Here is a 23279-nt window from a genome sequence, read left to right as displayed (position 1 = left end):
ATTACGTCTCAGGTTGAGGGCTTTGGCTCTCAATCTGCTTTATAGGTCAGTAGTTCAATTGGTAGAGCGTCGGTCTCCAAAACCGAATGTTGGGGGTTCGAGTCCCTCCTGACCTGCCATATTTTGAAATAAAAAGCTTGATGCTGGCTTAGTTGTTCATATAATAAGTCGCGAGTTCTACGACGAGTACAAAAATGTCGAATGATAAATCGCGTGACGCATTGAGCGACGCGCCAATTCCTCAAAGAAATAATTCCGCTGAAGTTGTTCGTTCTGGTTCGCCTCTAGACATTGTTCTATGGGTGATTGCAATAGCATTGTTGCTTTTAGCTACCATGGTGAATCAGCACTTACCAGCGTATTGGGCGCCTGCAAATAATGTTTGGGTGCGCGTTGGGGCAATTTTTGCTTGTATCGTTGTGGCTTTAGGTTTATTATACGCCACCCATCAAGGTAAAGGCTTCGTTCGTTTGCTAAAAGATGCACGAGTCGAATTGCGTCGAGTAACTTGGCCAACAAAACAAGAAACAGTCACTACTTCGTGGCAGGTTCTATTGGTTGTAGTTGTTGCATCACTGGTTTTATGGTGCTTTGACTATGGTTTGGGTTGGTTAATTAAGTTGATTATCGGGTAAAAGAGCTATGAAACGTTGGTACATTATTCATGCCTACTCTGGCTATGAAAAACAAGTGTTGCGTTCACTTACAGAACGAATCCAGCGTAGCGCTGTTGCTGATAGCTTTGGTGATGTCCTTGTTCCTACCGAAGAAGTGGTAGAAATGAAGGATGGCAAGAAACGTAAATCTGAGCGTAAATTCTTTCCTGGCTACGTGTTAGTTGAAATGGAAATGAATGATGATACTTGGCATATTGTTAAAGAATGTCCAAAGGTTCTAGGTTTTATTGGTGGTACACCTGAAAAACCAGCACCAATCACTCAGCGTGAAGCAGATGCAATTCTTGCGCGTGTACGTAATACTGGTGAAGCACCACGTCCTAAAACGATGTTTGAGCCAGGTGAAGAATTACTTGTTATTGACGGTCCATTCACAGACTTTAAAGGTGTGGTGGAAGAAGTTCAATACGATAAGTCACGTTTAACGTTGACGATTAATGTATTTAATCGACCAACACAGGTTGAACTCGAATTTCGCCAAGTCGAAAAAACGATTTAATCTTAATTGGTTGAAAAGCGCCCGATTTTATCGGGCATTGTTGTTGTAACAGTAGTGTTGCGTAAAGATTGGGGAGCCTAGCGGCGTTTGTACCCAGAGGTATTTTAAAATGGCTAAGAAGATTGACGGCTATATCAAGCTGCAAGTTCCAGCTGGTAAAGCAAATCCATCTCCACCAATTGGTCCTGCATTAGGTCAACGTGGTGTAAACATCATGGCATTCTGTAAAGAATTCAATGCTGCTACACAAAAAGTTGAACCAGGTCTTCCAATTCCTGTAGTGATTACTGTGTACAACGACAAGTCGTTCACATTCATCATGAAAACTCCTCCAGCTTCTATTCTTCTTAAGAAAGCTGCTGGTATTCAAAAGGGTTCATCTGTACCAAACAAAACTAAAGTTGGTAAGTTGACTCGTGCTCAGTTAGAAGAAATTGCGACTACTAAAGAACCAGATTTAACTGGTGCTGATTTAGACGCACGTGTTCGTACCATCGCTGGTTCTGCACGTTCTATGGGCTTGGAAGTGGAGCTATAAGACATGGCAAAGTTAACTAAACGTCAAAAAGCCATTGCTGCTGCTGTTGAAGCAAACAAAGTTTACACTTTGGAAGAGGCGGTACAAGTTCTTAACAGCCTACCTGCTGCAAAGTTCAAAGAATCTTTGGATGTAGCTGTAAACCTTGGTGTAGATCCACGTAAATCTGATCAGGTTGTTCGTGGCGCAACTACATTACCTGCAGGTACTGGTAAAACTGTACGTGTAGCTGTATTTGCTCAAGGCGCTCAAGCAGAAGCTGCTAAAGAAGCTGGTGCTGATGTTGTAGGTTTTGATGACCTTGCTGAAAGCATCCAAGGTGGAAACCTTGACTTTGATGTTGTAATCGCTGCTCCTGACGCTATGCGTGTTGTTGGTAAGCTCGGTACAATTCTTGGTCCACGTGGTTTAATGCCAAACCCTAAAGTTGGTACTGTAACTCCTGATGTAGCGAATGCTGTTAAAAACGCTAAATCTGGTCAGGCTCGTTACCGTGTAGACAAAGCGGGTATTATCCATGCTGCGATCGGTCAATTAGGCTTTGATGCTGCTGCTATCCGTCAAAACGTTGAAACCTTAGTTGCTGACTTGAAAAAGTTAAAACCTGCAACTTCTAAAGGTGTATACATCAAAAAGATCACTTTGAGCTCAACTATGGGTCCTGGTCTTACTGTTGATGTAAACAACGTTTCTAACTAAGTTTAGACTTAGTAAAGAATTTTAAAGTCCTGATTGGGGACAGAGCCTAAATAGAAATATTTTTCTATTAGGTTGGGGGAGGTCAAAGCCTCATCCCTTACTCATCAGGCGGACTTTGAATTGATAAATGAGAATTTATCAGCGTCAAAGACCTCAGGCGAAAAGATGTTGTTTTCGAATAGCACTTTTCTTAATAAAACAGCCTGCGTAGACGCGGTGGTGTGATTTGTTCCTCCTCCGCGTGTAAGTCGAAAGGCTTACGAATTGGGAGTGTGCCTATTGGGTACATAAATCACCTTAGGAGGTTTTACAATGGCTCTTCTTATTGAAGACAAAAAACAGATCGTTGCGGAAGTAAGTGAAGTTGCTTCTAAGGCGTTTGCAGCCGTTGTTGCTGACTACCAAGGCTTAAGCGTAGAGCAATTAACAACACTCCGTGTTGAAGCTCGTAAGTTAGGTGTTTCTACACGTATTGTACGTAACACTTTGGCTAAACGCGCACTTCAAGATACTCAATTCAATATCTTGAACGACAACCTTGTTGGTCCAACAATTCTAGGTTTTTCAACTTCTGAAGATGACATGGGTGCAGCTGCACGTTTGTTCGAAGATTTTGCTAAAACTAATAAAGCATTTGAGTTAAAAGCTGCTGCATTTGACGGCAAAGTTTATCAAGGTGCTGACGTTAGCGTAATTGCAAACCTTCCGAACCAAGAGAAAGCTCTTACTATGCTTGCCTCTGTCCTTCAAGCTCCTATTTCGAAATTGGGTCGTCTTATTACAGCGCTCAAAGAGAAAAACGAGTCAGAAGCTGCTTAATCAATTTTACACACCATTCAATATCCATTTGGAGTTATTCTCATGGCTTTAACTAACGAAGAAATCTTAAACGCAGTTGCTGAAAAAACTGTTCTTGAACTTGTTGAATTAATTTCTGCTTTCGAAGAGAAATTCAACGTTTCAGCTGCAGCTGTTGCTGTTGCTGCTCCAGCTGGTGGCGCTGCTGCTGCTGCTGAAGAACAATCTGAATTCAACGTTGAGTTGACTTCTTTCGGTGCTAACAAAGTAGCTGTAATTAAAGCAGTTCGTGAAGCAACTGGTCTTGGTCTTAAAGAAGCTAAAGACCTAGTTGAAGGTGCTCCTCAAGTTCTTAAAGAAGGCGTTTCTAAAGAAGAAGGCGAAGAACTTAAGAAGAAACTTGAAGAAGCTGGTGCTACAGTTACACTTAAGTAATTGTAAAAGGAGTCGGTTTTTAAATCGGCTCCATAAAATGGCTGATGGCTCTTGGGTCATCAGCCTTTTTGCGTTACAATAATCGGCTCGATTTTTGTAAGTTTTGTTTGATTTTTGAGAAAATCAAAATAAAACAAGAAATTTCAAATGTTTACCAATATTTTTCTTTTTTAAAAATATTGTTAAGCGTTTTTATACCACTAAAAATTGCAGCATTTGTAAACAGTGGTGGCCATATCGGCCTGCGTAATTCCTTCTGAGCCCGTTCTGCAGGCGGGCTTAGTTTACTTTCCGAGGACTCCAGATGGCATACTCATATACCGAAAAGAAACGGATCCGTAAGAATTTTGGTAAATTGCCCCAAGTAATGGATGCACCGTACTTACTATCGATTCAGGTCGATTCGTACAGAACATTCTTGCAAGATGGCAAAACTCCAAAAAACCGCGAAGATATCGGTCTCCAAGCCGCATTTCGTTCAGTTTTTCCTATCGAAAGTTATTCTGGCAATGCTGCTTTAGAATTTGTTGAGTATAGCCTTGGTAAACCTGAGTTCGATGTACGCGAATGTATTCTTCGTGGTTCGACTTATGCGGCACCAATGCGCGTTAAAATTCGTTTGATTATTAAAGATCGCGAAACTAAATCAATTAAAGACGTACGAGAACAAGAAGTCTATATGGGTGAAATTCCACTCATGACTGAAAACGGTACATTCGTCATTAATGGTACTGAGCGTGTAATCGTATCTCAATTACATCGTTCACCAGGCGTTTTCTTTGATCACGATAAAGGTAAAACCCACTCAAGTGGTAAAGTGTTGTATTCAGCACGTATCATTCCTTACCGTGGTTCATGGTTAGACTTCGAATTTGATGCGAAAGACTTAGTTTACGTACGTATTGACCGTCGTCGTAAATTACTTGCTACTGTTGTATTACGTGCACTAGGTTATAACAATGAACAAATCTTGAATTTGTTCTATGAAAAAGTACCTGTGTATCTTGATATGGGCAGTTATCAGATTGACCTAGTCCCTGAACGTTTACGTGGGGAAATGGCGCAATTTGATATTGCTGACAATGACGGTAAAGTTATTGTTGAGCAAGGTAAGCGTATTAATGCTCGTCACGTACGTCAAATGGAAGCTGCTGGTTTAACAAAACTTTCAGTTCCAGATGAATACTTATATGAGCGTATTACTGCTGAAAATATTACTTTGCGTGATGGTGAAGTAATTGCTGCTAATACTTTGTTAAGCCATGAAGTTATGGTGAAACTAGCAGAAGGTGGTGTTAAACAGTTCAATATCTTGTTTACGAACGATATTGATCGTGGTTCGTTTGTTGCTGACACATTACGTGCAGATACAACAGCTGGCCGTGAAGAAGCATTAGTTGAAATTTATAAAGTAATGCGTCCAGGCGAGCCGCCAACAAAAGAAGCTGCTGAAAACTTATTCAACAACTTATTCTTCTCTTCTGAGCGTTACGACTTATCTCCAGTAGGTCGTATGAAGTTCAACCGTCGTTTGGGTCGTCCATACGAAGTTGGTACTGACCAGAAGTCACGTGAAGTAGAAGGTATTTTATCGCACGAAGATATCATTGATGTATTACGTACATTAGTTGAAATCCGTAACGGTAAAGGTGAAGTCGACGATATCGATCACTTGGGTAACCGTCGTGTACGTTCTGTTGGTGAAATGACTGAAAACCAATTCCGTGTTGGTTTAGTTCGTGTTGAACGTGCAGTTAAAGAACGTTTAAGCCAAGCAGAAACAGATAACTTGTCTCCACAAGATCTAATTAACGCTAAACCAGTTGCAGCTGCAATCAAAGAATTCTTTGGTTCAAGCCAATTATCTCAGTTCATGGACCAAAACAACCCATTATCTGAGATTACGCATAAGCGTCGTGTATCAGCGCTTGGGCCTGGTGGTTTAACACGTGAACGTGCGGGCTTCGAAGTACGTGACGTACATCAAACTCACTATGGTCGTGTATGTCCAATTGAAACGCCGGAAGGTCCAAACATTGGTTTGATCAACTCGCTTTCTGTATATGCAAAAGCAAATGACTTTGGTTTCTTGGAAACACCTTACCGCAAAGTGGTAGATGGTCGAGTAACTGATGCAGTTGAATACCTATCTGCGATTGAGGAAGTAGGCACTGTTATTGCACAGGCCGATTCTGCAGTAGATAAAGATGGCAACTTAACAGAAGAGTTTGTTTCTGTTCGTCATCAAGGTGAATTCGTACGTATGCCACCAGAAAAAGTGACGCATATGGACGTTTCTGCTCAGCAGGTCGTATCTGTTGCTGCGTCACTTATTCCATTCCTTGAACACGATGACGCGAACCGTGCGCTTATGGGTTCAAACATGCAACGTCAGGCAGTTCCTACTCTACGTGCGGATAAGCCGCTTGTAGGTACAGGTATGGAAGCGAACGTTGCACGTGACTCTGGTGTGTGTGTGATCGCAAACCGTGGTGGTGCAATTGAATACGTAGACGCTTCTCGTATCGTTATTCGTGTAAACGAAGATGAGATGATTGCTGGTGAGGCCGGTGTAGATATCTACAACCTCATTAAATATACGCGTTCTAACCAGAACACTTGTATCAACCAAAATATTATCGTGAATTTAGGCGACAAAGTTGCTCGCGGTGATATCTTGGCAGACGGTCCGTCTACAGATATGGGTGAGCTTGCGCTTGGTCAAAACATGCGCGTTGCGTTCATGACTTGGAATGGTTACAACTATGAAGACTCGATCTTATTATCTGAGCGTGTACTTCAAGAAGACCGTTTAACTTCTATTCATATTCAAGAATTATCTTGTGTAGCGCGTGATACTAAGTTAGGTGCAGAAGAAATTACTGCCGATATTCCTAACGTTGGTGAAGCTGCACTTTCTAAACTTGATGAATCAGGTATCGTTTATATCGGTGCTGAAGTTACAGCAGGCGACATCCTCGTTGGTAAAGTAACACCTAAAGGTGAAACTCAGTTAACTCCTGAAGAAAAATTGCTTCGCGCAATCTTTGGTGAGAAAGCAGCTGATGTTAAAGATTCATCTTTACGTGTTCCATCTGGTACAAAAGGTACAGTTATCGACGTTCAAGTCTTCACTCGTGATGGCTTAGAGAAAGATGACCGTGCATTAGCTATCGAAAAAGCACAGCTTGATGCTTACCGTAAAGATTTGAAAGAAGAATACAAGATCTTTGAAGAAGCAGCTCGTGAGCGTGTAATTCGTTTGCTTAAAGGCCAAGAGTCTAATGGCGGTGGTTCAACTAAACGTGGTGACAAACTCGTTGAAGAAGTGTTATCTGGTTTAGAGCTTGTTGATTTACTTGAAATTCAACCAGCAGATGAAGCAATCGCTGAGCGTTTAACTCAAATTCAAGTGTTCTTAAAAGAAAAGAGCGCAGAAATTGATGAGAAATTCGCTGAGAAGAAACGTAAGCTTGCAACAGGTGATGAATTAACAACTGGTGTATTGAAAGTTGTTAAAGTTTACTTAGCTGTTAAACGTCGTATTCAGCCTGGTGATAAGATGGCTGGTCGTCACGGTAACAAAGGTGTTGTATCTAACATCCTACCTGTTGAAGACATGCCACACGATGCTAACGGTGTGCCGGTAGATATCGTATTGAACCCACTGGGTGTACCATCTCGTATGAACGTGGGTCAGATTCTTGAGACTCACTTAGGGATGGCGGCTAAAGGGCTTGGTGATAAAATCGAGAAAATGTTGAAAGAACAACGTACAGTTTTAGAACTGCGTGAATTCTTAGACAAGATTTATAACAAAGTCGGTGGTGAGCAAGAAGATCTTGATAGCTTAACTGATGATGAAATCTTAGCACTTTCAGGCAACTTGCGTGCTGGTGTACCTTTGGCTACTCCTGTATTCGATGGTGCTGAAGAAAGTCAAATTAAAGACTTACTTGAGTTAGCTGGTATTTCACGTACAGGTCAAACAGTATTGTATGATGGCCGTACAGGTGAACAGTTTGATCGTCCTGTAACTGTAGGTTACATGTACATGCTCAAATTGAACCACTTGGTTGACGACAAGATGCATGCGCGTTCAACTGGTTCTTACTCTCTTGTTACACAGCAACCGCTTGGTGGTAAAGCACAATTCGGTGGTCAGCGTTTCGGTGAGATGGAGGTCTGGGCACTTGAAGCTTACGGCGCAGCATATACTCTCCAAGAGATGTTAACTGTTAAGTCGGATGACGTTGAAGGTCGTACACGCATCTATAAGAATATTGTAGATGGTAACCATTATATGGATCCGGGTATGCCTGAATCGTTCAACGTATTGACCAAAGAGATCCGTTCTTTAGGTATCAACATTGAACTAAAAAATGGTGATTAAGTCTTAAGACTCACGATTTTTTAGGTAAAAACAATATTTGTGACCCAGTCGGGTAAGCGCTGCTTCCCGACACACGGAGAAAAAAATTGAAAGACTTGCTCGATATCATGCGTAAGAAAACGGACTCAGATGGTCATGCACCAATTGAGTTTGACCGTATCCGTATTGGTCTTGCGTCACCAGAAATGATTAAGTCATGGTCTCATGGTGAAGTTAAAAAACCTGAGACAATTAACTACCGTACTTTTAAACCAGAACGTGATGGTTTGTTCTGTGCCAAAATCTTTGGTCCAGTAAAAGATTACGAATGCTTGTGTGGTAAATACAAGCGTATGAAATACAAAGGCGTCATTTGTGAAAAATGTGGCGTTGAAGTAACTACAGCGAAAGTTCGTCGTGAACGTATGGGTCACATTGAACTTGCTTCTCCAGTTGCACATATCTGGTTCTTAAAATCGTTACCGAGCCGTATCGGTTTGTTACTTGATATGACACTACGTGATATCGAACGTGTATTGTATTTCGAATCATACGTTGTAACTGACCCTGGTATGACTCCGTTTGAAAAGTATCAACTTTTAACAGACGAAGAATACTTCAATGCACTTGAAGAGCACGGTGATGAATTCACTGCGAAAATGGGTGCAGAAGCGGTTCAGGACTTGTTGAAAGATATCGATCTTGAAGCTGAAATCGCACGTTTACGTGAAGAAATTCCTCAAACAACTTCTGAAACGAAGTTGAAAAAAGCGTCTAAACGCTTGAAATTGATGGAAGCATTCAAAGATTCAAACAACAAGCCAGAATGGATGGTGATGAATGTACTTCCTGTACTTCCACCTGACTTACGTCCATTAGTTCCACTTGAAGGTGGTCGTTTTGCGACTTCTGACTTGAACGATTTATATCGTCGTGTCATTAACCGTAACAACCGTTTGAAGCGTCTTCTTGACCTTGCTGCTCCAGATATCATCGTACGTAACGAAAAACGTATGTTACAAGAGTCTGTAGATGCATTGCTTGATAACGGTCGTCGTGGTCGTGCGATTACTGGTTCTAACAAACGTCCATTAAAATCTTTGGCAGATATGATCAAAGGTAAACAAGGTCGTTTCCGTCAGAACTTATTAGGTAAGCGTGTTGACTATTCTGGTCGTTCGGTAATTACTGTAGGTCCTACTTTACGTCTTCACCAATGTGGTCTTCCGAAGAAAATGGCACTTGAATTATTCAAGCCATTCATTTTCGCGAAACTACAAGCTTCAGGTCAGGCGACTACCATTAAAGCTGCGAAGAAAATGGTTGAGCGTGAGACTCCGGAAGTTTGGGACGTTCTTGCTTCTGTAATTCGTCAACATCCAGTCATGTTGAACCGTGCTCCAACACTTCACCGTTTAGGTCTTCAAGCATTTGAACCTATTCTTATTGAAGGTAAGGCAATCCGTCTTCACCCACTCGTTTGTGCTGCGTTTAACGCCGACTTCGATGGTGACCAAATGGCGGTACACGTTCCATTGACACTTGAAGCACAGTTAGAAGCTCGTGCATTGATGATGTCGACAAACAACATCTTGTCACCAGCAAACGGTGAGCCAATCATCGTTCCTTCTCAGGACGTTGTCTTGGGTCTTTACTACATCACCCGTGATGCTGTAAATGCCAAAGGTGAAGGCATGGTGTTTGCGGATACTCATGAAGTAAACCGTGCACTTGCTACTGGTCAGGTTGCGATCCATGCACGTGTTAAAGTACGTGTACATCAGACTGTTATCAATGAAAATGGTGAACGTGAACACGAAACTATTATTGTTGATACAACTCCTGGTCGTTGTTTGCTTTGGGAAATTGTTCCACAAGGCTTAAGCTTTGACATGATCAACCTTGAGATGACTAAAAAGAACATCTCTAAATTGATCAACTCTTGCTACCGTAAACTTGGTTTGAAAGATACAGTTATCTTTGCTGACCAATTAATGTACTTGGGTTTCCGTCAAGCGACTCGTTCAGGTGTATCTGTAGGTATGGAAGACATGCTCATTCCACCTACTAAGCACACCATTATTGATAAAGCAGAAACAGAAGTTCGTGAAATCGAACAACAGTTCGAACAAGGTTTCGTAACTGCTGGTGAGCGTTATAACAAAGTTGTCGATATTTGGGCGCGCACAAACGACCAAGTTGCTAAAGCAATGATGGATAACTTGTCTTATACACTTGTTAAAAACAAACAAGGTGAAGACGAGAAACAAAAATCATTCAACAGCATCTATATGATGTCTGACTCGGGTGCCCGTGGTAGTGCGGCGCAGATTCGTCAGCTTGCTGGTATGCGTGGTTTGATGGCAAAACCGGATGGCTCGATTATTGAGACTCCGATTAAAGCGAACTTCCGTGAAGGTTTAACAGTACTTCAGTACTTTATTTCAACACACGGTGCGCGTAAAGGTTTGGCCGATACAGCATTGAAAACTGCGAACTCTGGTTACTTGACTCGTCGTCTTGTAGACGTAGCGCAAGACTTGGTTATTACTGAACCTGACTGTGGTACAGCGGGTGGTTTAGTAATGACTCCATTCATTCAGGGTGGTGATGTCATCGAGCCATTACGTGACCGCGTTTTAGGTCGTGTAACTGCTGAAGATGTACGTCGTGCATCTGATGATGAAGTTGTATTACCTCGCGGTACGTTAATTGACGAGAAAATCGCAGCTCAGCTTGAAGAAGCTGGTGTCGATGAAGTTAAAGTACGTTCAGTAATCGCATGTGAATCAACATTCGGTGTATGTGCTCGTTGTTATGGTCGTGACCTTGCACGTGGTCACTTGGTGAACCCAGGTGAATCAGTCGGTGTAATGGCTGCACAGTCAATCGGTGAGCCGGGTACACAGTTAACAATGCGTACGTTCCACGTTGGTGGTGCTGCGAGCCGAACTTCTGCTGCGAACAGTGTTCAAGTACGTAACAAAGGTACTGTACGTTTCCATAATGTGAAAACTGTACAACATGCAAAAGGCCACTTGGTTTCAGTTTCACGTTCAGGTGAAATTGGTATTGCCGATGATTTAGGTCGTGAGCGCGAGCGTTATAAACTTCCTTACGGTGCAAGCATCTTGTTGAAAGATGGTGAAGCTGTAGAAGCTGGCGGTATCGTAGCGACTTGGGATCCGCATACACATCCATTGGTAACAGAAGTTGCTGGTAAAGCGCGCTTCAGCCAAATTGCTGATGGCGTAACTGCAACATCGAAAACTGATGATGCAACTGGTATGACTACTGTTGAAATCTTGCCTGTAACAGCTCGTCCTGCTTCTGGTAAAGATTTACGTCCTGCAATCGTGTTGGATACAACAGATGGCGGCGAGCAGTTCTACTTCTTGCCACAAAATACAATCGTAACTGTCCGTGATGGCGAAACGATTGGTGTGGGTGACGTTATTGGTCGTGTACCACAAGAAACATCACGTACTCGTGATATTACTGGTGGTCTTCCGCGTGTAGCTGACTTGTTCGAAGCGCGTAAGCCAAAAGAGCATGCAATTCTTGCTGAAGTATCAGGTGTTGTAAGCTTCGGTAAAGAGACTAAGGGTAAAAACCGTTTGGTAATTACTCCTGATGATGGTTCTGAGATTTACGAAGAATTGATTCCAAAATGGCGTCAAATCAACGTATTCGAAGGCGAGCATGTGAACCGTGGTGAGACTATTTCTGATGGTCCACAAAACCCACATGATATCTTGCGTTTGAAAGGTGAAGTTGCATTAACTAACTACATCGTGAACGAAGTTCAAGACGTTTACCGTCTCCAAGGTGTAAAAATCAACGATAAGCACATTGAAGTTATCGTACGTCAAATGTTGCGTAAAGTTGATATCACTGATGGCGGTGATACAAGCTTCATCAAAGGCGAGCAAGTGGATTACATCCGCGTTGTTCAAGAGAATCAAGCTGTCTTGGCTCAGAACAAGTTCCCAGCGAAGTTTGAACGTCAATTGATGGGTATTACTAAAGCATCGCTTTCTACTGACTCGTTCATCTCTGCTGCATCGTTCCAGGAAACAACTCGTGTGTTAACTGAAGCGGCTGTAACAGGTAAAGAAGATGATTTACGTGGCTTGAAAGAAAACGTTGTAGTAGGTCGCTTGATTCCAGCAGGTACTGGTCTTGCGTACCACTTAGAGCGTCGTCGTCAAGAAGCTGAAGCTGCAGAACATGAGCTGCATAATGACTTTAGCGAAGTAGACCAAGCGTTCAGTCAAGCATTAAACTCAGAACAATTCTAAGTTTAAACTGGCATTAAAAAGGCACCTTAGGGTGCCTTTTTTATTTATCTTTATTTTTAACAATAAAAAGTTGTCATTACATAAAGATCTTAAAGAGTCATTAATTTATTACTTAAGCGAGATAAAAACTTCACAAAAACGCATTAGGCTACCTGCATACGAAGACTGGAGTATATCTAATGAAAAAAATGATGATGATTGTTAGTGTTGGCCTCATGTCAACAACTTTATTCGTTGGTTGCCAAAATGCTAGTCCAGAAAGTAAACGTATTGGTTCGGCAGCGATTGGTGGCGGTGCAGGTGGTGCGGTAGGAAAACATGTGGGTGGTAATATTGGTGCTGGCTTAGGAGCGGCGCTCGGTGCAGGGGTTGCAGCTAATGCAAAGGGATCTAGCAGTAAAACCGTACGTAATAGTGCAATTGGTGCAGGTTTAGGGGCTGTTTTAGGTGGAGCTATCATTGGTGGCGATACTGGTGCAGCGGCTGGAGGAGCACTTGGTGGTAGTGCAGGCGCGGCTTATGAAGAGAAGAAAGGGAAGTACTAACATTCCCTTAATAAAATTTAAAAAAAAGAAGTCTTTATCTTAGTAAAGACTTCTTTTTTTTTAATTAAGTTTTTTATTAATGAGTGTAAAAGGAATAGCTTTACAAAATATCAATCGATTAGGACAGACGAATAACACAATCTGATCAAATTCCTCATAAAAGAGGATTATTCTTTTCATTAGGACAGATAGTAGTGAGTACGGTCATGAAAAAAACAATTGGATTAGTTTCTGCTTTAATGTTGTCTACACTTATGTTCACAGGCTGTCAAAATATGAGCCCATCTGACCAGCGTATTGGTGCAGCGGCGGCAGGTGGAGCACTTGGTGGTGGCTTAGGTAACCATGTCGGTGGCGGTGTTGGTGCAGGTTTAGGTGCAGCAGTTGGTGCTGGCGTCGGTTCTAATACCCAAGGTGGTAGTAAACAAACAACTACCAAGAGCGCAATTGGTGCTGGTATTGGTTCTGTAGTAGGTAAAGCATTGATTGGCGGTGACTCTGGTGCAGCTATTGGTGGTGCAATCGGTGGTGGTGCTGGTGCAGCAATTGAAGAGAAAAAATAAAAGGTTTGCAGATTTATAAAATAAGCGCTAATAAGCGCTTATTTTTATTGAGGGAAAGGCTTAGCTTTTTTACGTCTGATATAAAGTGTTTTTTGAACCTCTGCAATTCGTACCCCAGATTCATCAAAAATATTTAGATGATAGGTTCTTAAAACAGGTGCGTAGTTTTCGGCAAGTTCACGAATTTGTTCAATTTCGGCTAAATCGACTCGAATATCTGCATGTACAGTGCTGCGCCCAGGCGAAAGAAAATTGATTTCGGCAGCTTTGTCCCAAACAATATATTTTGATCCGAGATGATGCATAAGAATCATCATATAAAATGGGTCAACCATTGAATAAAGGCTTCCACCAAAATGTGTACCAACTAAATTTTGGTTTTTCCAAGTCAGTGGCATTTTTACGCGTACATGGCAAAGTTCTAAATTCATGATTTCAATATAAATCCCTGCACCACGATAAGGGGGATAGTGATTAAATAGAAATTTTGAAATCGTAGGATTGTTCTGAAGTCTTCTTAAAATAGCCATAATAGTCAATTTTTTTTATTGCAACAGTATTCATACTAGATAAGTATCATCTTTTTTATAGTGATGGCAATGCTCTATCCGACTAACGACATGATCGATTGAAAAACAAGATAGGAAATGATTATGCAGCCAAAAGTTCATACAGTAACAACAAGTGATCAACAAACGCTTTGTGCTAAAACATGGGGTGACGAAAAAAATATACCGTTGGTTTTAGTACATGGTTACCCTGATAATCAGGAAGTATGGGAATCAATCATTGAGCATTTGATCAATGACTTCTATATTGTTACTTACGATGTGCGTGGAGCTGGTATGTCATCTATACCAAAACGTATACGTGATTACCGTTTAGAGCGTTTATCTTTAGATCTCCAAGAAGTTGTTGATGAGTTATTGCCAAATCGTCAATTCCATATGGCTGCACATGATTGGGGCTCGATTCAGTCTTGGGAGTCGGTCACCGAGCCTAAGTTTAAAGGTCGTTTATTATCATACACCACCATTTCTGGACCATGTCTTGATCATGCTGCTTTATTTTTACGTGATAAATTTAAATCTTCACCAGCTCAAATCTTAAAAATTTTAACTAAATCTTGGTATATCGGGGCATTCCATCTTCCGTTATTAGCACCCATTGTATGGTCTCTTTTTAGTCCAGAAAAATGGGGTAAAGTTCTTACTCAGCTAGAAAGGAAAAGTAATTTACCTTTAAATAATAATATTAATGCTGATGGTAAATATGGCATTAATTTATATCGTGCCAATTTTATTCCTCGCTTAACTGGCCCACGTCAACGTTATGCGCAGTGCCCAGTAAAAGCGGTTATTTTAAAATACGATACGTTTGTAAGCCCAGAATATATCACTGACGCTATGCCAAAGTGGGTTGAAAAATTTGAATATGTAGAGCTTAACGCAAATCACTGGGCAATTCTGAGTGAGCCTGAGAAAATAGCAGCTCATATTCGTGAGTTTATTAAAGCTCAAGCTTAAGAATAGAATGACTGCATAAAACTGTTAATTCGGCGATATTTTCGGCTTCATAGATATGAATCTGCTAGAATATCGCCTTTTGTTTTGCTCTGAACTTATTCATGAATGCTGTCGTTATTGCGATTGCAGTGATGTTCTTATTATCACTGGCGCGCGTTTCTGTCGTACTGACTTTAGTGGTTTCTGCCATTGTGGGCGGCCTCGTAGCAGGTTTAAGCCTTTCCCAAACCGTTGAAGCTTTTAACGCTGGTCTTGGCGATGGTGCTGAAGTTGCACTTGCCTATGCAGTGTTAGGGGCATTTGCTTTGGCTCTATCAAAATCTGGTTTACCTGATTTACTTGCTCATAAGCTGATTGGTTTATTGGGAATGGAAGCTGGGAAAAGCCGTCAGACTAAAGTGAAGTATCTCCTCTTAGGTATTTTATTAATTTCTGCTATTTTCTCTCAAAACCTTATTCCAGTTCATATTGCCTTTATTCCTGTACTGGTTCCGCCACTATTACGGGTAATGAATCATTTAAAATTAGACCGCCGCGCCGCAGCCTGTGTACTTACGCTAGGTTTGGTTGGTACTTATATTTTTCTTCCAGTTGGATTTGGTGCAATTTTCCTTGAACAGATTTTGATGGGAAATATCAACAAAATTGGGGCAGGGTACGGCTTACATGTTGATCGGGCAATGATGCCAATTGGCATGGCCATTCCTGTTTTAGGGATGGTTTTAGGCACCTTGGTTGCTGTATTTATTAGCTACCGTAAACCGAGAATTTATGCTGATCGTGCGATTACCCCTGTGACCACGATTGATTTAGATAAACCTATTCGCGCAACGACCCAGGATGAAACAGCTGACTTAAAAGCAGATGCTGAAGAGTTAAAGCATGAAGCAGAGCAAGCACCAGTTATTGCAAAGAAAACGATCTTGATGGCATTGCTCGCAATTGGCTTGACGCTTGCTGCGCAGCTATATTCAGGTTCGATGATTTTGGGTGGTTTAGTCGGTTTTGCTGTTCTATCTACTGCCGGAATTTTTAAATGGCAAGATGCAGATGATGTCTTTGTACAAGGCATGCGAATGATGGCTTTAGTAGGCTTCATCATGATTTCTGCTGCTGGTTTCGCCTCAGTAATGACTCATACTGGTGATATTAATCAGCTAGTAAATGGTGTAGTCGAGATTATTGGAGATAACCGCGCGCTTGCTGCTTTCCTAATGCTTTGTATTGGTTTATTTGTGACAATTGGTATTGGTTCATCTTTCTCAAGTGTTCCTGTATTAGCTGTTATTTATGTGCCTTTATGTGTGCAGTTTGGTTTCTCACCATTAGCAACGATTGCACTTATTGGTACAGCAGCCGCATTAGGTGATGCTGGATCGCCAGCCTCTGACTCAACCTTAGGGCCAACAGCTGGTTTAGGGGTAGATGGGCAACATGACCATATTTGGGATACAGTAGTCCCTACCTTTATTCACTTTAATATTCCGCTATTAATTTTTGGCTGGATTGCTGCCATGGTTTTATAGTTTTTTATAAAATATTAAAATATAAACCTTCTTAATCATAATCTTTAGATTTAAATTAAGAAGGTTTTTTATTGCTCAAATAAAACATGTATTTTAAATAAATTATATTAAAATACTCAGAATTAAAAGTATATTAAAATGGTTGGTAATATAAAATAATCTTGATTAATGTGGTTGGAATTAAAGCCTATTAAAATAGTTGGTTAATATATAATTTTATTTAAAACAGTTATTTAAAAATAAATAATAAAATAATTTTATAATGAGTATTGCATGGTTTTAAAATAAATGTTTATTATAAATATAAATAAGGTTGGAGATATTAAAGTGTTCAAAAAAGCTTTGGTTATTGCATTAATGGGGATGTCTTCTTTTACTTTTGCTGGTAACTGGCAAGTGAAATTTGGTGGTAGTGTTATTGCTCCATCAGAAGATACAACAACGGATTTAGGTGTAGTAAAAGCAGATCATGAATATGCATTTACACCATCGGTGGAATACTTTTTTGGTCAGTCTCCATTTTCGGCAGAATTATTATTAGCAACACCTATTAATCATGATGTATTGCTAGATGGTAAAAATGCAGCACGTATAAAACAATTACCACCAACAATTACTGCAAAATATCATTTTAAAAACTCTACACGTTTCACACCGTATATTGGTATTGGTGCTACAGCATTTATTCCTTGGGATGAAGAAGGTGCAGCGGTAAAGGTTAAAGAAGATTTTGGTTTGGCAGGTCAAGTTGGTTTTAATTTCCAACCTGCTGATGCTAAAAACTGGGGTGTATTTGTAGATGTACGTTATGCTGATATTAGTCCTGAAGTAACAATTGATCCATCAATTGCTAACTACAAGTTTGATCTAGATATTAATCCTTTTGTTTATACTTTGGGTTATAGCTATAAATTTTAAGCATAATAATAAATAGAAAAATATAATAATAAACCTAGACTCAGGCACCTCACATATATTTTATGTGAGGTTTTTTTATGGATTTTATTTGCACTAAAAAAAGCATAAAACAGACAGTTTTATACATATCTTCTGCAAGTTTTTTTCTAAACTAATTTCTATTCATTACAAGCATGGGAATAAAAACATGAATAACAAATTAGTGATTTGTTTAGCACTTTTGAGCGGTATTGCTTTTACTCAAAATTTACAAGCTGCAAGTTTTTCGTGCGATGCTGCAAAAACGAAAACGGAAAAAAGTATTTGTAAAAATCGTTCTTTAAATGATGCTGATGTAAAAATGGCAACAACGTATCAAATTGTCCTGCATGCTTTACCTATGGGTGGACGTGATAGTCAGAAAGATGCTCAATATCAATGGCTGAAAAAGCGAAATGCTTGTGCGGCTGGCGTAAGTTGTATCAGCAAAGCTTATCAACAACGCCAAAAACAGTTAGACACGATATTGCAAGATAGAGTGTTAAGCCACGGTCCGTTTTAATTAGAGTAAAAATTTTTAATATTCAGGATTGAAAAATTCTAGAAGTACTCCATTCATAAAGCATTCGAGAACAAACAGCTTCAAAATTTAAGGAGTGATTTATGAGTGAACAAGCATCACAAAATTATAGTTTCCAAGCAGAAGTTGCACAGCTTTTACATTTAGTGACGCATTCTCTCTATTCTAACCCTGAGATTTTCTTACGTGAGCTTATCTCTAATGCATCAGATGCATGTGATAAGTTACGTTTTGAAGGAATTAATCATCCTGAATATTATGAAAATGATCCAAACTTACATGTACGAATCAGCTTAAATAAAGAAGATAAAACCTTAACGATTTCTGATAACGGTATTGGTTTATGCCAACAAGAAGCAATTGATAACTTGGGTACCATTGCAAAATCAGGTACTAAAGATTTCATGTCAAAATTGACTGGTGATCAAAAAGCCGATGCTCAATTGATTGGCCAATTTGGTGTGGGTTTTTACTCAGGTTTTATTGTTGCAGACAAGATTACTGTAGAGTCACGCCGTGCAGGTCTAGATGCATCTGAAGGGGTGCGCTGGATTAGTGGTGGCACAGGCGAGTTTGAAGTTCAGCAAATTGATAAAGCGTCACGTGGTACTGACATTATTCTTCACTTACGTGATGATGCGCTTGATTATTTAGAATCTTATAAAGTTAAGCAGATTGTTAATAAATACTCTGACCACATTAGCTTGCCAATTGAAATGCAAAAAGAAGTTTGGCAGGAAGAAGAAGTTGCTGAAGGTGAAGAACCTAAAGGCGGCCAAATGGTCAAAACTGACGAGTGGGAAGCGATCAACTCGGCAAGTGCTTTATGGACACGTAATAAAAGCGACGTAACTGAAGAGCAATATATTGAGTTTTATAAAAACTTAACTCATGACTTTGAAGCGCCGCTTGCATGGGCACATAACCGTGTGGAAGGTAGTACGGAATATACGCAATTACTTTATATCCCAAGTAAAGCGCCACATGACATTTTTACGCGCGAAGCAAAAGCAGGAATTAAGCTCTATGTAAAACGCGTCTTTATTATGGATGATGCGGATAATTTAATTCCAAACTATTTACGCTTTGTTCAAGGTGTCGTGGATAGTGCGGATTTACCGCTTAATGTTAGCCGTGAGTTGTTGCAAGAAAGCCGTGATGTCAAAACAATTCGTGAAGGTAATGCGCGTCGTGTATTAACTTTGCTTGATGGTTTGGCTAAATCGGAAGATGAAAAAGACCAAGAAAAATTCAAGACATTCTACAGTGAGTTTGGCTCAGTAATTAAAGAAGGCTTGGGTGAAGACTTTGGTAACCGTGAACGTATTTTAAAATTATTACGTTATGCGACTTCAACAAATGATGAAGTAACGACTTCTTTTGCTGACTATAAGGCACGCATGAAAGAAGGCCAAAAAGCCATCTATTATGTGACTGCTGACAGTCTAGCAGCAGCGAAAAACTCGCCGCAGCTTGAGTTGTTTAAGAAAAAAGGCATTGAAGTGTTATTAATGGCAGAGCGTGTTGACGAGTGGGCAATGAACTTTGTTCACGAGTTTGACGGTACGCCATTAAAGAATGTGTCGAAAGGCGCTGTTGATTTAGGCGATTTGCAAGATGCTGAAGAGAAGAAGGCACTTGAGCAAGCAGCTGAACAGTTTAAGCCTGTTGTTGAGAAATTAAGTGACTCATTAAAGGCTAAGACTAAAGAAGTACGTGTAACTACACGTCTAGTTGATTCTCCAGCGTGTTTAGTAACAAGTGAAGGTGAGCTATCTCCCCAACTCATTCGTATGCTGAAACAAGCTGGACAAGCAGTGCCAGAAATCAAGCCAATTTTAGAAATTAACCCTGAGCATCCTTTAGTGAAAAAACTTGAAGGTTCAGAGCAGTTTGATGATTTGGCAAATGTGATTTTTGATCAGGCTGTGATTGCTGAAGGTGGTTTACCAGAAGACCCTGCTGCTTACGTGAAACGCATTAATAGCTTATTGTTGAAATAATTTTTTGATATAAAAAAAAGCCTCTGAACTGTCAGGGGCTTTTTTGTGGATAAAGAAAGAGTTATCCACAACTTGATGATATTTGGCTAAAAATTAGCTTCTAGATTCATTTGGACACTAAGCTGATGCTTAGAGTCATCATTAAGATGGTTAAAAAAATTAAGATCATTTTGCATAAAAATCCAATCTCTCCATATCGGTTGTCGCCATGAAATGTAGGGACCCCAACTATTGAGTCGGATATCATTTTTGGTGTAGATGCCACCGCTATACACACCGTAAGTCAGACTATTATCTTTTACGAATTCAAATTGCTGGAAAGTCCAGTTACCCCAGTTGTAATCTTCATTTTCGCTCTTGTTTACATTAAATTTATTAGAAAATAATGTGTTATCTTGCATTTTTTGCGTTAGGTTTAGCGTGGTTTCAGTGTAATTTCGGCTAGTAGATCCGTAGCGAAATATCTGCTCTGTATCAAAGCTAATGTTATGTCTCAACTTCCATTTCTTTTTTGCCAGAAACTGGACATACACATCACTCTCAGAGTTTGATCCTAAATCAAGATCATTTTCAAAGGGTATCCAAGTTGAAATAGTGGCCCAGCTTGCACTCAGTGGATTAGTAGCCGAAACCTGTGCCGATGAGGTCTTCTTCTTTTTCTTACCAAAGGCTTTATAAGTTTGTTCAGGCTGAGTCGCACGTTTCCATAACGTATCATTTCCAAATACAGCCATAAGCTCTTGAATTAAACCAGCATCAGATAAAGCATTGTTTGTCTCTACTTCACAAGGAGAGTGCGAAAGTAATTGCCGTTTTACTTGAGTGAAACTTGTAGAAGAGTAGGGATAACGCCGTGACCTTTTATATTTTAGAGAGTGATAAAAAAATTGAGAATGGGGAAGTAAAGCCAATACACCCAAACTATAAATACAAATGAAGATAGCCGATCTATTTTGAAATGAAAAAGAAGAAAATTGATTCATTTTTAAAGAGAAGGAATCAAAAATAAAATTAGAACAGTACTTTAGAAGGCTAAGCTTAAAATTTTATTTAAAAGTATTTTATTATTCATCACCTTGGATGAGGTTCCAAGGTGATGTTGGCTAGCTTAAAAAAGTGCTTCTAAGCGCAAGAAGGTACTGACAAAATGATTACGGTCTTCGCGGTGGTCATTAAAGTAATTTACATCGCCTTGTACAAAGAACCATTCACGTAAAACGGGTTGGCGCCATGAAACAAACGGTCCCCAACTGTTTAAACGTAAGTCATTGTCGTTGTAATAACCACTTGTATAAATCCCATAATTAAAACGGTTATTTGCAAAGAAACTGTGCTCGCGGAAAGTTCTGTTTTCCCAAGCTAAATCATCGTCTTGATCATCAGCATAGGTCAGGCTGAACTGATTGGATAAAAAAGGTTGATTTGGTCTGGCATGTGTAAGTTCGAGATTGGTACGCAAGTAGTTTTCGCTGTCTATTCCATAACGATAAATTTGCTCAGCATAGAACTTAAAATCATTACGGAGTTGCCAATCTCTCGATGCTTTTAAACGAACATAAATATCGTCTCCAGAACGAATACCTAAGTCTGCATCAGTTTCAAAAGGTAGTTTTTTAGAGAAATTTGACCAACGTAAAGCAATTGAGCTGTTGTCATCTCGAGTTCGTTTGCCATCTAATTTTTTGTTTGGATCTTGATTCGGGTTCTGATTAATATTGGCTGGACTGTTATTAAATTCATCATCTAAAGAGTCATCACCAAATACCACACTTAGACGTTTTTCTAATGTAGGTAGCTTAATCTTACCGCGAATTCTGGGCTTAATTTCAAAGTTGTCGTATTCATTCCAATAATTGTCGACCATTACCCGAATGGTTGCTGTTGCCGGTTTTTGTGGATCAACTTCACCAAACCAATTATCAATTTTTTCAGAAGTACGATCGGCCCAATTACGAATTTTCTTTTGTTTTCGGTCAACCCAAGTTTGATCTTCGGTTTGCTCGGTAGGCGGAACAATAGGCTCATTAGACTGCTCTGGAAAAATGGTTGGGGTTGCATCCACCCAGCGCGGAATTTGATCTAAAAGGTTCTCGTCTGTGGTGACTTCAGTTTGTACTCCAGATGATGTACTTCCTATTTGTTGGTTTGCAGAAGAAGAGGCGGTCTCTGCATGAGCGATGCATACTGAACCAAATCCAATCGTTAAAAGTGCAAAAAGCTGCCGGTACGGCATTACATGAAATGTTTTCATATCTATCTTTATGTTTTGTTGTTGTTTCCACTTTTGTTGATTTTTCTAATAAAATCAAGAGGGAGACACAAAAGTTAAGTAAATTTAACTTTTTTTACATATTTGAAATAAATGAAAAAGTTTAAGCTATTAGCAATTATTTTTAGCCAAAAAAAATCCCCCAGTAAAGGGGGATGATAGATCAAGGAAACTTTAAATTCCGATCATTAAACACATAAAAAACAGAACATTACAGCGCGAATATTCTAAGCGGCAATAATAAACTGATTTTTAGCAATTAGATAGTTCTTTTTTTAGAACGCTCTATTGCTAAAATGATGATAAAACATACGATTTGATCACATTTTAATTGTGTTTATTTATTTCTTTGGAACATCACAAGTTTCATCAGTACAAACAGCCGCATCATCTTGCTCGACTTCTTCAGTATTTGCTTTGAGTTGTGCTTTTTCCAAAACTTGTAAAAAGACTTCACGTGGTTGAGCGCCAGCAAGAGCGATTCTTTGGTCGAATACAAAAAATGGCACACCAGTTACATTAAGCTGCTCTTGTGCAATTTTTTCATCATGGCGCACAAAGTCAGATAGTTCGTTGGTATCTAGTACATACTCAACTTCGGCATTATCAAGGCCAATACGAGATGCAATTTCTTCTACAACTTCACGTTCGCCAATTGCGAGACCTTCGGTCATATAAGCATGAAAAAAAGCTTCTTTTGCTTCATTGCCTAAACCTTTGCTTTGCGCAAGGTGAATAATACGGTGTGCATTAAAACTATTGCCTGAGTTGGCTTTTTGCCATTGGAAATCAATACCTTCAGAAGCAGCCATGGCCGCAATATTGCGCTCCATTTCTTCCATCTCTTCATAGGTACGGCCATATTTTTTAGCTAGACGCTCAGTATTTGAAGTGTCATGTTTTGCTGGCGCATCAGGATCTAATTCAAAACTATGCCAGTGAATTTCAAGATCAATACCTGCTTCAGCAGCTACATGCTCAAGGCGTTTTTTGCCGATATAACAAAAAGGGCAAACTACATCAGACCAAACATCTACACGCATGGGAGAAT

General features: G+C 39.9%; 19 protein-coding genes and 1 tRNA gene. 16 read left to right on the top strand and 4 right to left on the bottom strand.

What is annotated here, in order from left to right:
• Positions 1-43 precede the first annotated feature (43 nt).
• From SOI76_RS17140 to SOI76_RS17090, 11 genes are all read left to right on the top strand, one after another.
• Positions 44-119: transfer RNA gene (locus SOI76_RS17140), tRNA-Trp, on the top strand.
• Positions 120-194: 75 nt separating this feature from the next.
• Complete coding sequence (gene secE, locus SOI76_RS17135; protein WP_002114837.1) at positions 195-635, top strand: preprotein translocase subunit SecE; 441 nt, start codon at positions 195-197, stop codon at positions 633-635.
• A gap of 7 nt (positions 636-642) precedes the next feature.
• Positions 643-1176, top strand: coding sequence for a transcription termination/antitermination protein NusG (gene nusG, locus SOI76_RS17130; RefSeq protein WP_016142418.1), 534 nt, complete (start codon positions 643-645; stop codon positions 1174-1176).
• 109 nt (positions 1177-1285) lie between these two features.
• Entirely contained in the window at positions 1286-1714 is a 429-nt protein-coding gene (rplK, locus tag SOI76_RS17125) for a 50S ribosomal protein L11 (protein WP_001074682.1), read from the top strand.
• A gap of 3 nt (positions 1715-1717) precedes the next feature.
• The gene (gene rplA / locus SOI76_RS17120; RefSeq protein ID WP_005065788.1) at positions 1718-2413 is read left to right on the top strand and encodes a 50S ribosomal protein L1; all 696 of its coding nucleotides are present in this window, start codon (positions 1718-1720) and stop codon (positions 2411-2413) included.
• Positions 2414-2725: 312 nt separating this feature from the next.
• Positions 2726-3232, top strand: coding sequence for a 50S ribosomal protein L10 (rplJ, locus tag SOI76_RS17115; protein WP_002115099.1), 507 nt, complete (start codon positions 2726-2728; stop codon positions 3230-3232).
• Positions 3233-3274: 42 nt separating this feature from the next.
• The gene (gene rplL, locus SOI76_RS17110; RefSeq protein WP_001229360.1) at positions 3275-3646 is read left to right on the top strand and encodes a 50S ribosomal protein L7/L12; all 372 of its coding nucleotides are present in this window, start codon (positions 3275-3277) and stop codon (positions 3644-3646) included.
• A 304-nt stretch (positions 3647-3950) separates the two neighbouring features.
• A complete protein-coding gene (gene rpoB / locus SOI76_RS17105; RefSeq protein WP_016142416.1) occupies positions 3951-8039 on the top strand; it encodes a DNA-directed RNA polymerase subunit beta in 4089 nt (1362 codons plus the stop codon).
• Positions 8040-8125: 86 nt separating this feature from the next.
• Positions 8126-12319, top strand: a complete 4194-nt coding sequence (gene rpoC, locus SOI76_RS17100; protein WP_025470394.1) for a DNA-directed RNA polymerase subunit beta' — start codon at positions 8126-8128, stop codon at positions 12317-12319.
• A 179-nt stretch (positions 12320-12498) separates the two neighbouring features.
• Positions 12499-12864, top strand: coding sequence for a hypothetical protein (locus tag SOI76_RS17095; RefSeq protein ID WP_016142414.1), 366 nt, complete (start codon positions 12499-12501; stop codon positions 12862-12864).
• Between the two features lie 206 nt (positions 12865-13070).
• Positions 13071-13427, top strand: a complete 357-nt coding sequence (locus SOI76_RS17090) for a hypothetical protein (RefSeq protein WP_032054250.1) — start codon at positions 13071-13073, stop codon at positions 13425-13427.
• Positions 13428-13471: 44 nt separating this feature from the next.
• Here the strand turns inward: SOI76_RS17090 and SOI76_RS17085 are convergent, their stop codons facing one another.
• Complete coding sequence (locus tag SOI76_RS17085) at positions 13472-13957, bottom strand: DUF4442 domain-containing protein (RefSeq protein WP_104080675.1); 486 nt, start codon at positions 13955-13957, stop codon at positions 13472-13474.
• A gap of 117 nt (positions 13958-14074) precedes the next feature.
• Between SOI76_RS17085 and SOI76_RS17080 the strand changes: the two genes are divergently transcribed.
• The 5 genes from SOI76_RS17080 (at position 14075) to htpG (ending at position 19959) form a co-directional block, all read left to right on the top strand.
• On the top strand, positions 14075-14953 hold the full coding sequence (locus SOI76_RS17080; protein ID WP_104080674.1) for an alpha/beta fold hydrolase: 879 nt from the start codon (positions 14075-14077) through the stop codon (positions 14951-14953).
• A gap of 101 nt (positions 14954-15054) precedes the next feature.
• Positions 15055-16479 carry a Na+/H+ antiporter family protein gene (locus SOI76_RS17075; protein ID WP_104080673.1) on the top strand — a complete coding sequence of 475 codons (1425 nt, stop codon included), beginning with the start codon at positions 15055-15057 and terminating at the stop codon, positions 16477-16479.
• A 327-nt stretch (positions 16480-16806) separates the two neighbouring features.
• Positions 16807-17397: an OmpW/AlkL family protein gene (locus SOI76_RS17070; RefSeq protein ID WP_104080672.1), complete on the top strand. Its 591-nt coding sequence runs from the start codon at positions 16807-16809 to the stop codon at positions 17395-17397.
• Positions 17398-17584: 187 nt separating this feature from the next.
• Positions 17585-17938: a lysozyme inhibitor LprI family protein gene (locus SOI76_RS17065; RefSeq protein WP_104080671.1), complete on the top strand. Its 354-nt coding sequence runs from the start codon at positions 17585-17587 to the stop codon at positions 17936-17938.
• A 101-nt stretch (positions 17939-18039) separates the two neighbouring features.
• Positions 18040-19959 carry a molecular chaperone HtpG gene (gene htpG, locus SOI76_RS17060; RefSeq protein WP_104080670.1) on the top strand — a complete coding sequence of 640 codons (1920 nt, stop codon included), beginning with the start codon at positions 18040-18042 and terminating at the stop codon, positions 19957-19959.
• 86 nt (positions 19960-20045) lie between these two features.
• Here the strand turns inward: htpG and SOI76_RS17055 are convergent, their stop codons facing one another.
• The 3 genes from SOI76_RS17055 to dsb form a co-directional block, all read right to left on the bottom strand.
• Positions 20046-20942, bottom strand: coding sequence for a selenocysteine synthase (locus SOI76_RS17055; RefSeq protein ID WP_104080669.1), 897 nt, complete (start codon positions 20940-20942; stop codon positions 20046-20048).
• 125 nt (positions 20943-21067) lie between these two features.
• A complete protein-coding gene (locus SOI76_RS17050; protein WP_104080668.1) occupies positions 21068-22210 on the bottom strand; it encodes a hypothetical protein in 1143 nt (380 codons plus the stop codon).
• Between the two features lie 359 nt (positions 22211-22569).
• On the bottom strand, positions 22570-23271 hold the full coding sequence (gene dsb, locus SOI76_RS17045; RefSeq protein WP_104080667.1) for a DsbA family oxidoreductase: 702 nt from the start codon (positions 23269-23271) through the stop codon (positions 22570-22572).
• Between the last annotated feature and the right edge of the window lie 8 nt (positions 23272-23279).

It is taken from the genome of Acinetobacter pittii (genome assembly GCF_034064985.1).
GTDB classification, from domain to species: Bacteria; Pseudomonadota; Gammaproteobacteria; order Pseudomonadales; family Moraxellaceae; genus Acinetobacter; species Acinetobacter pittii_H.
The sequence above is the reverse complement of the archived record's forward strand: the minus strand, read 5'-3'. Positions and strand labels throughout refer to the sequence as shown.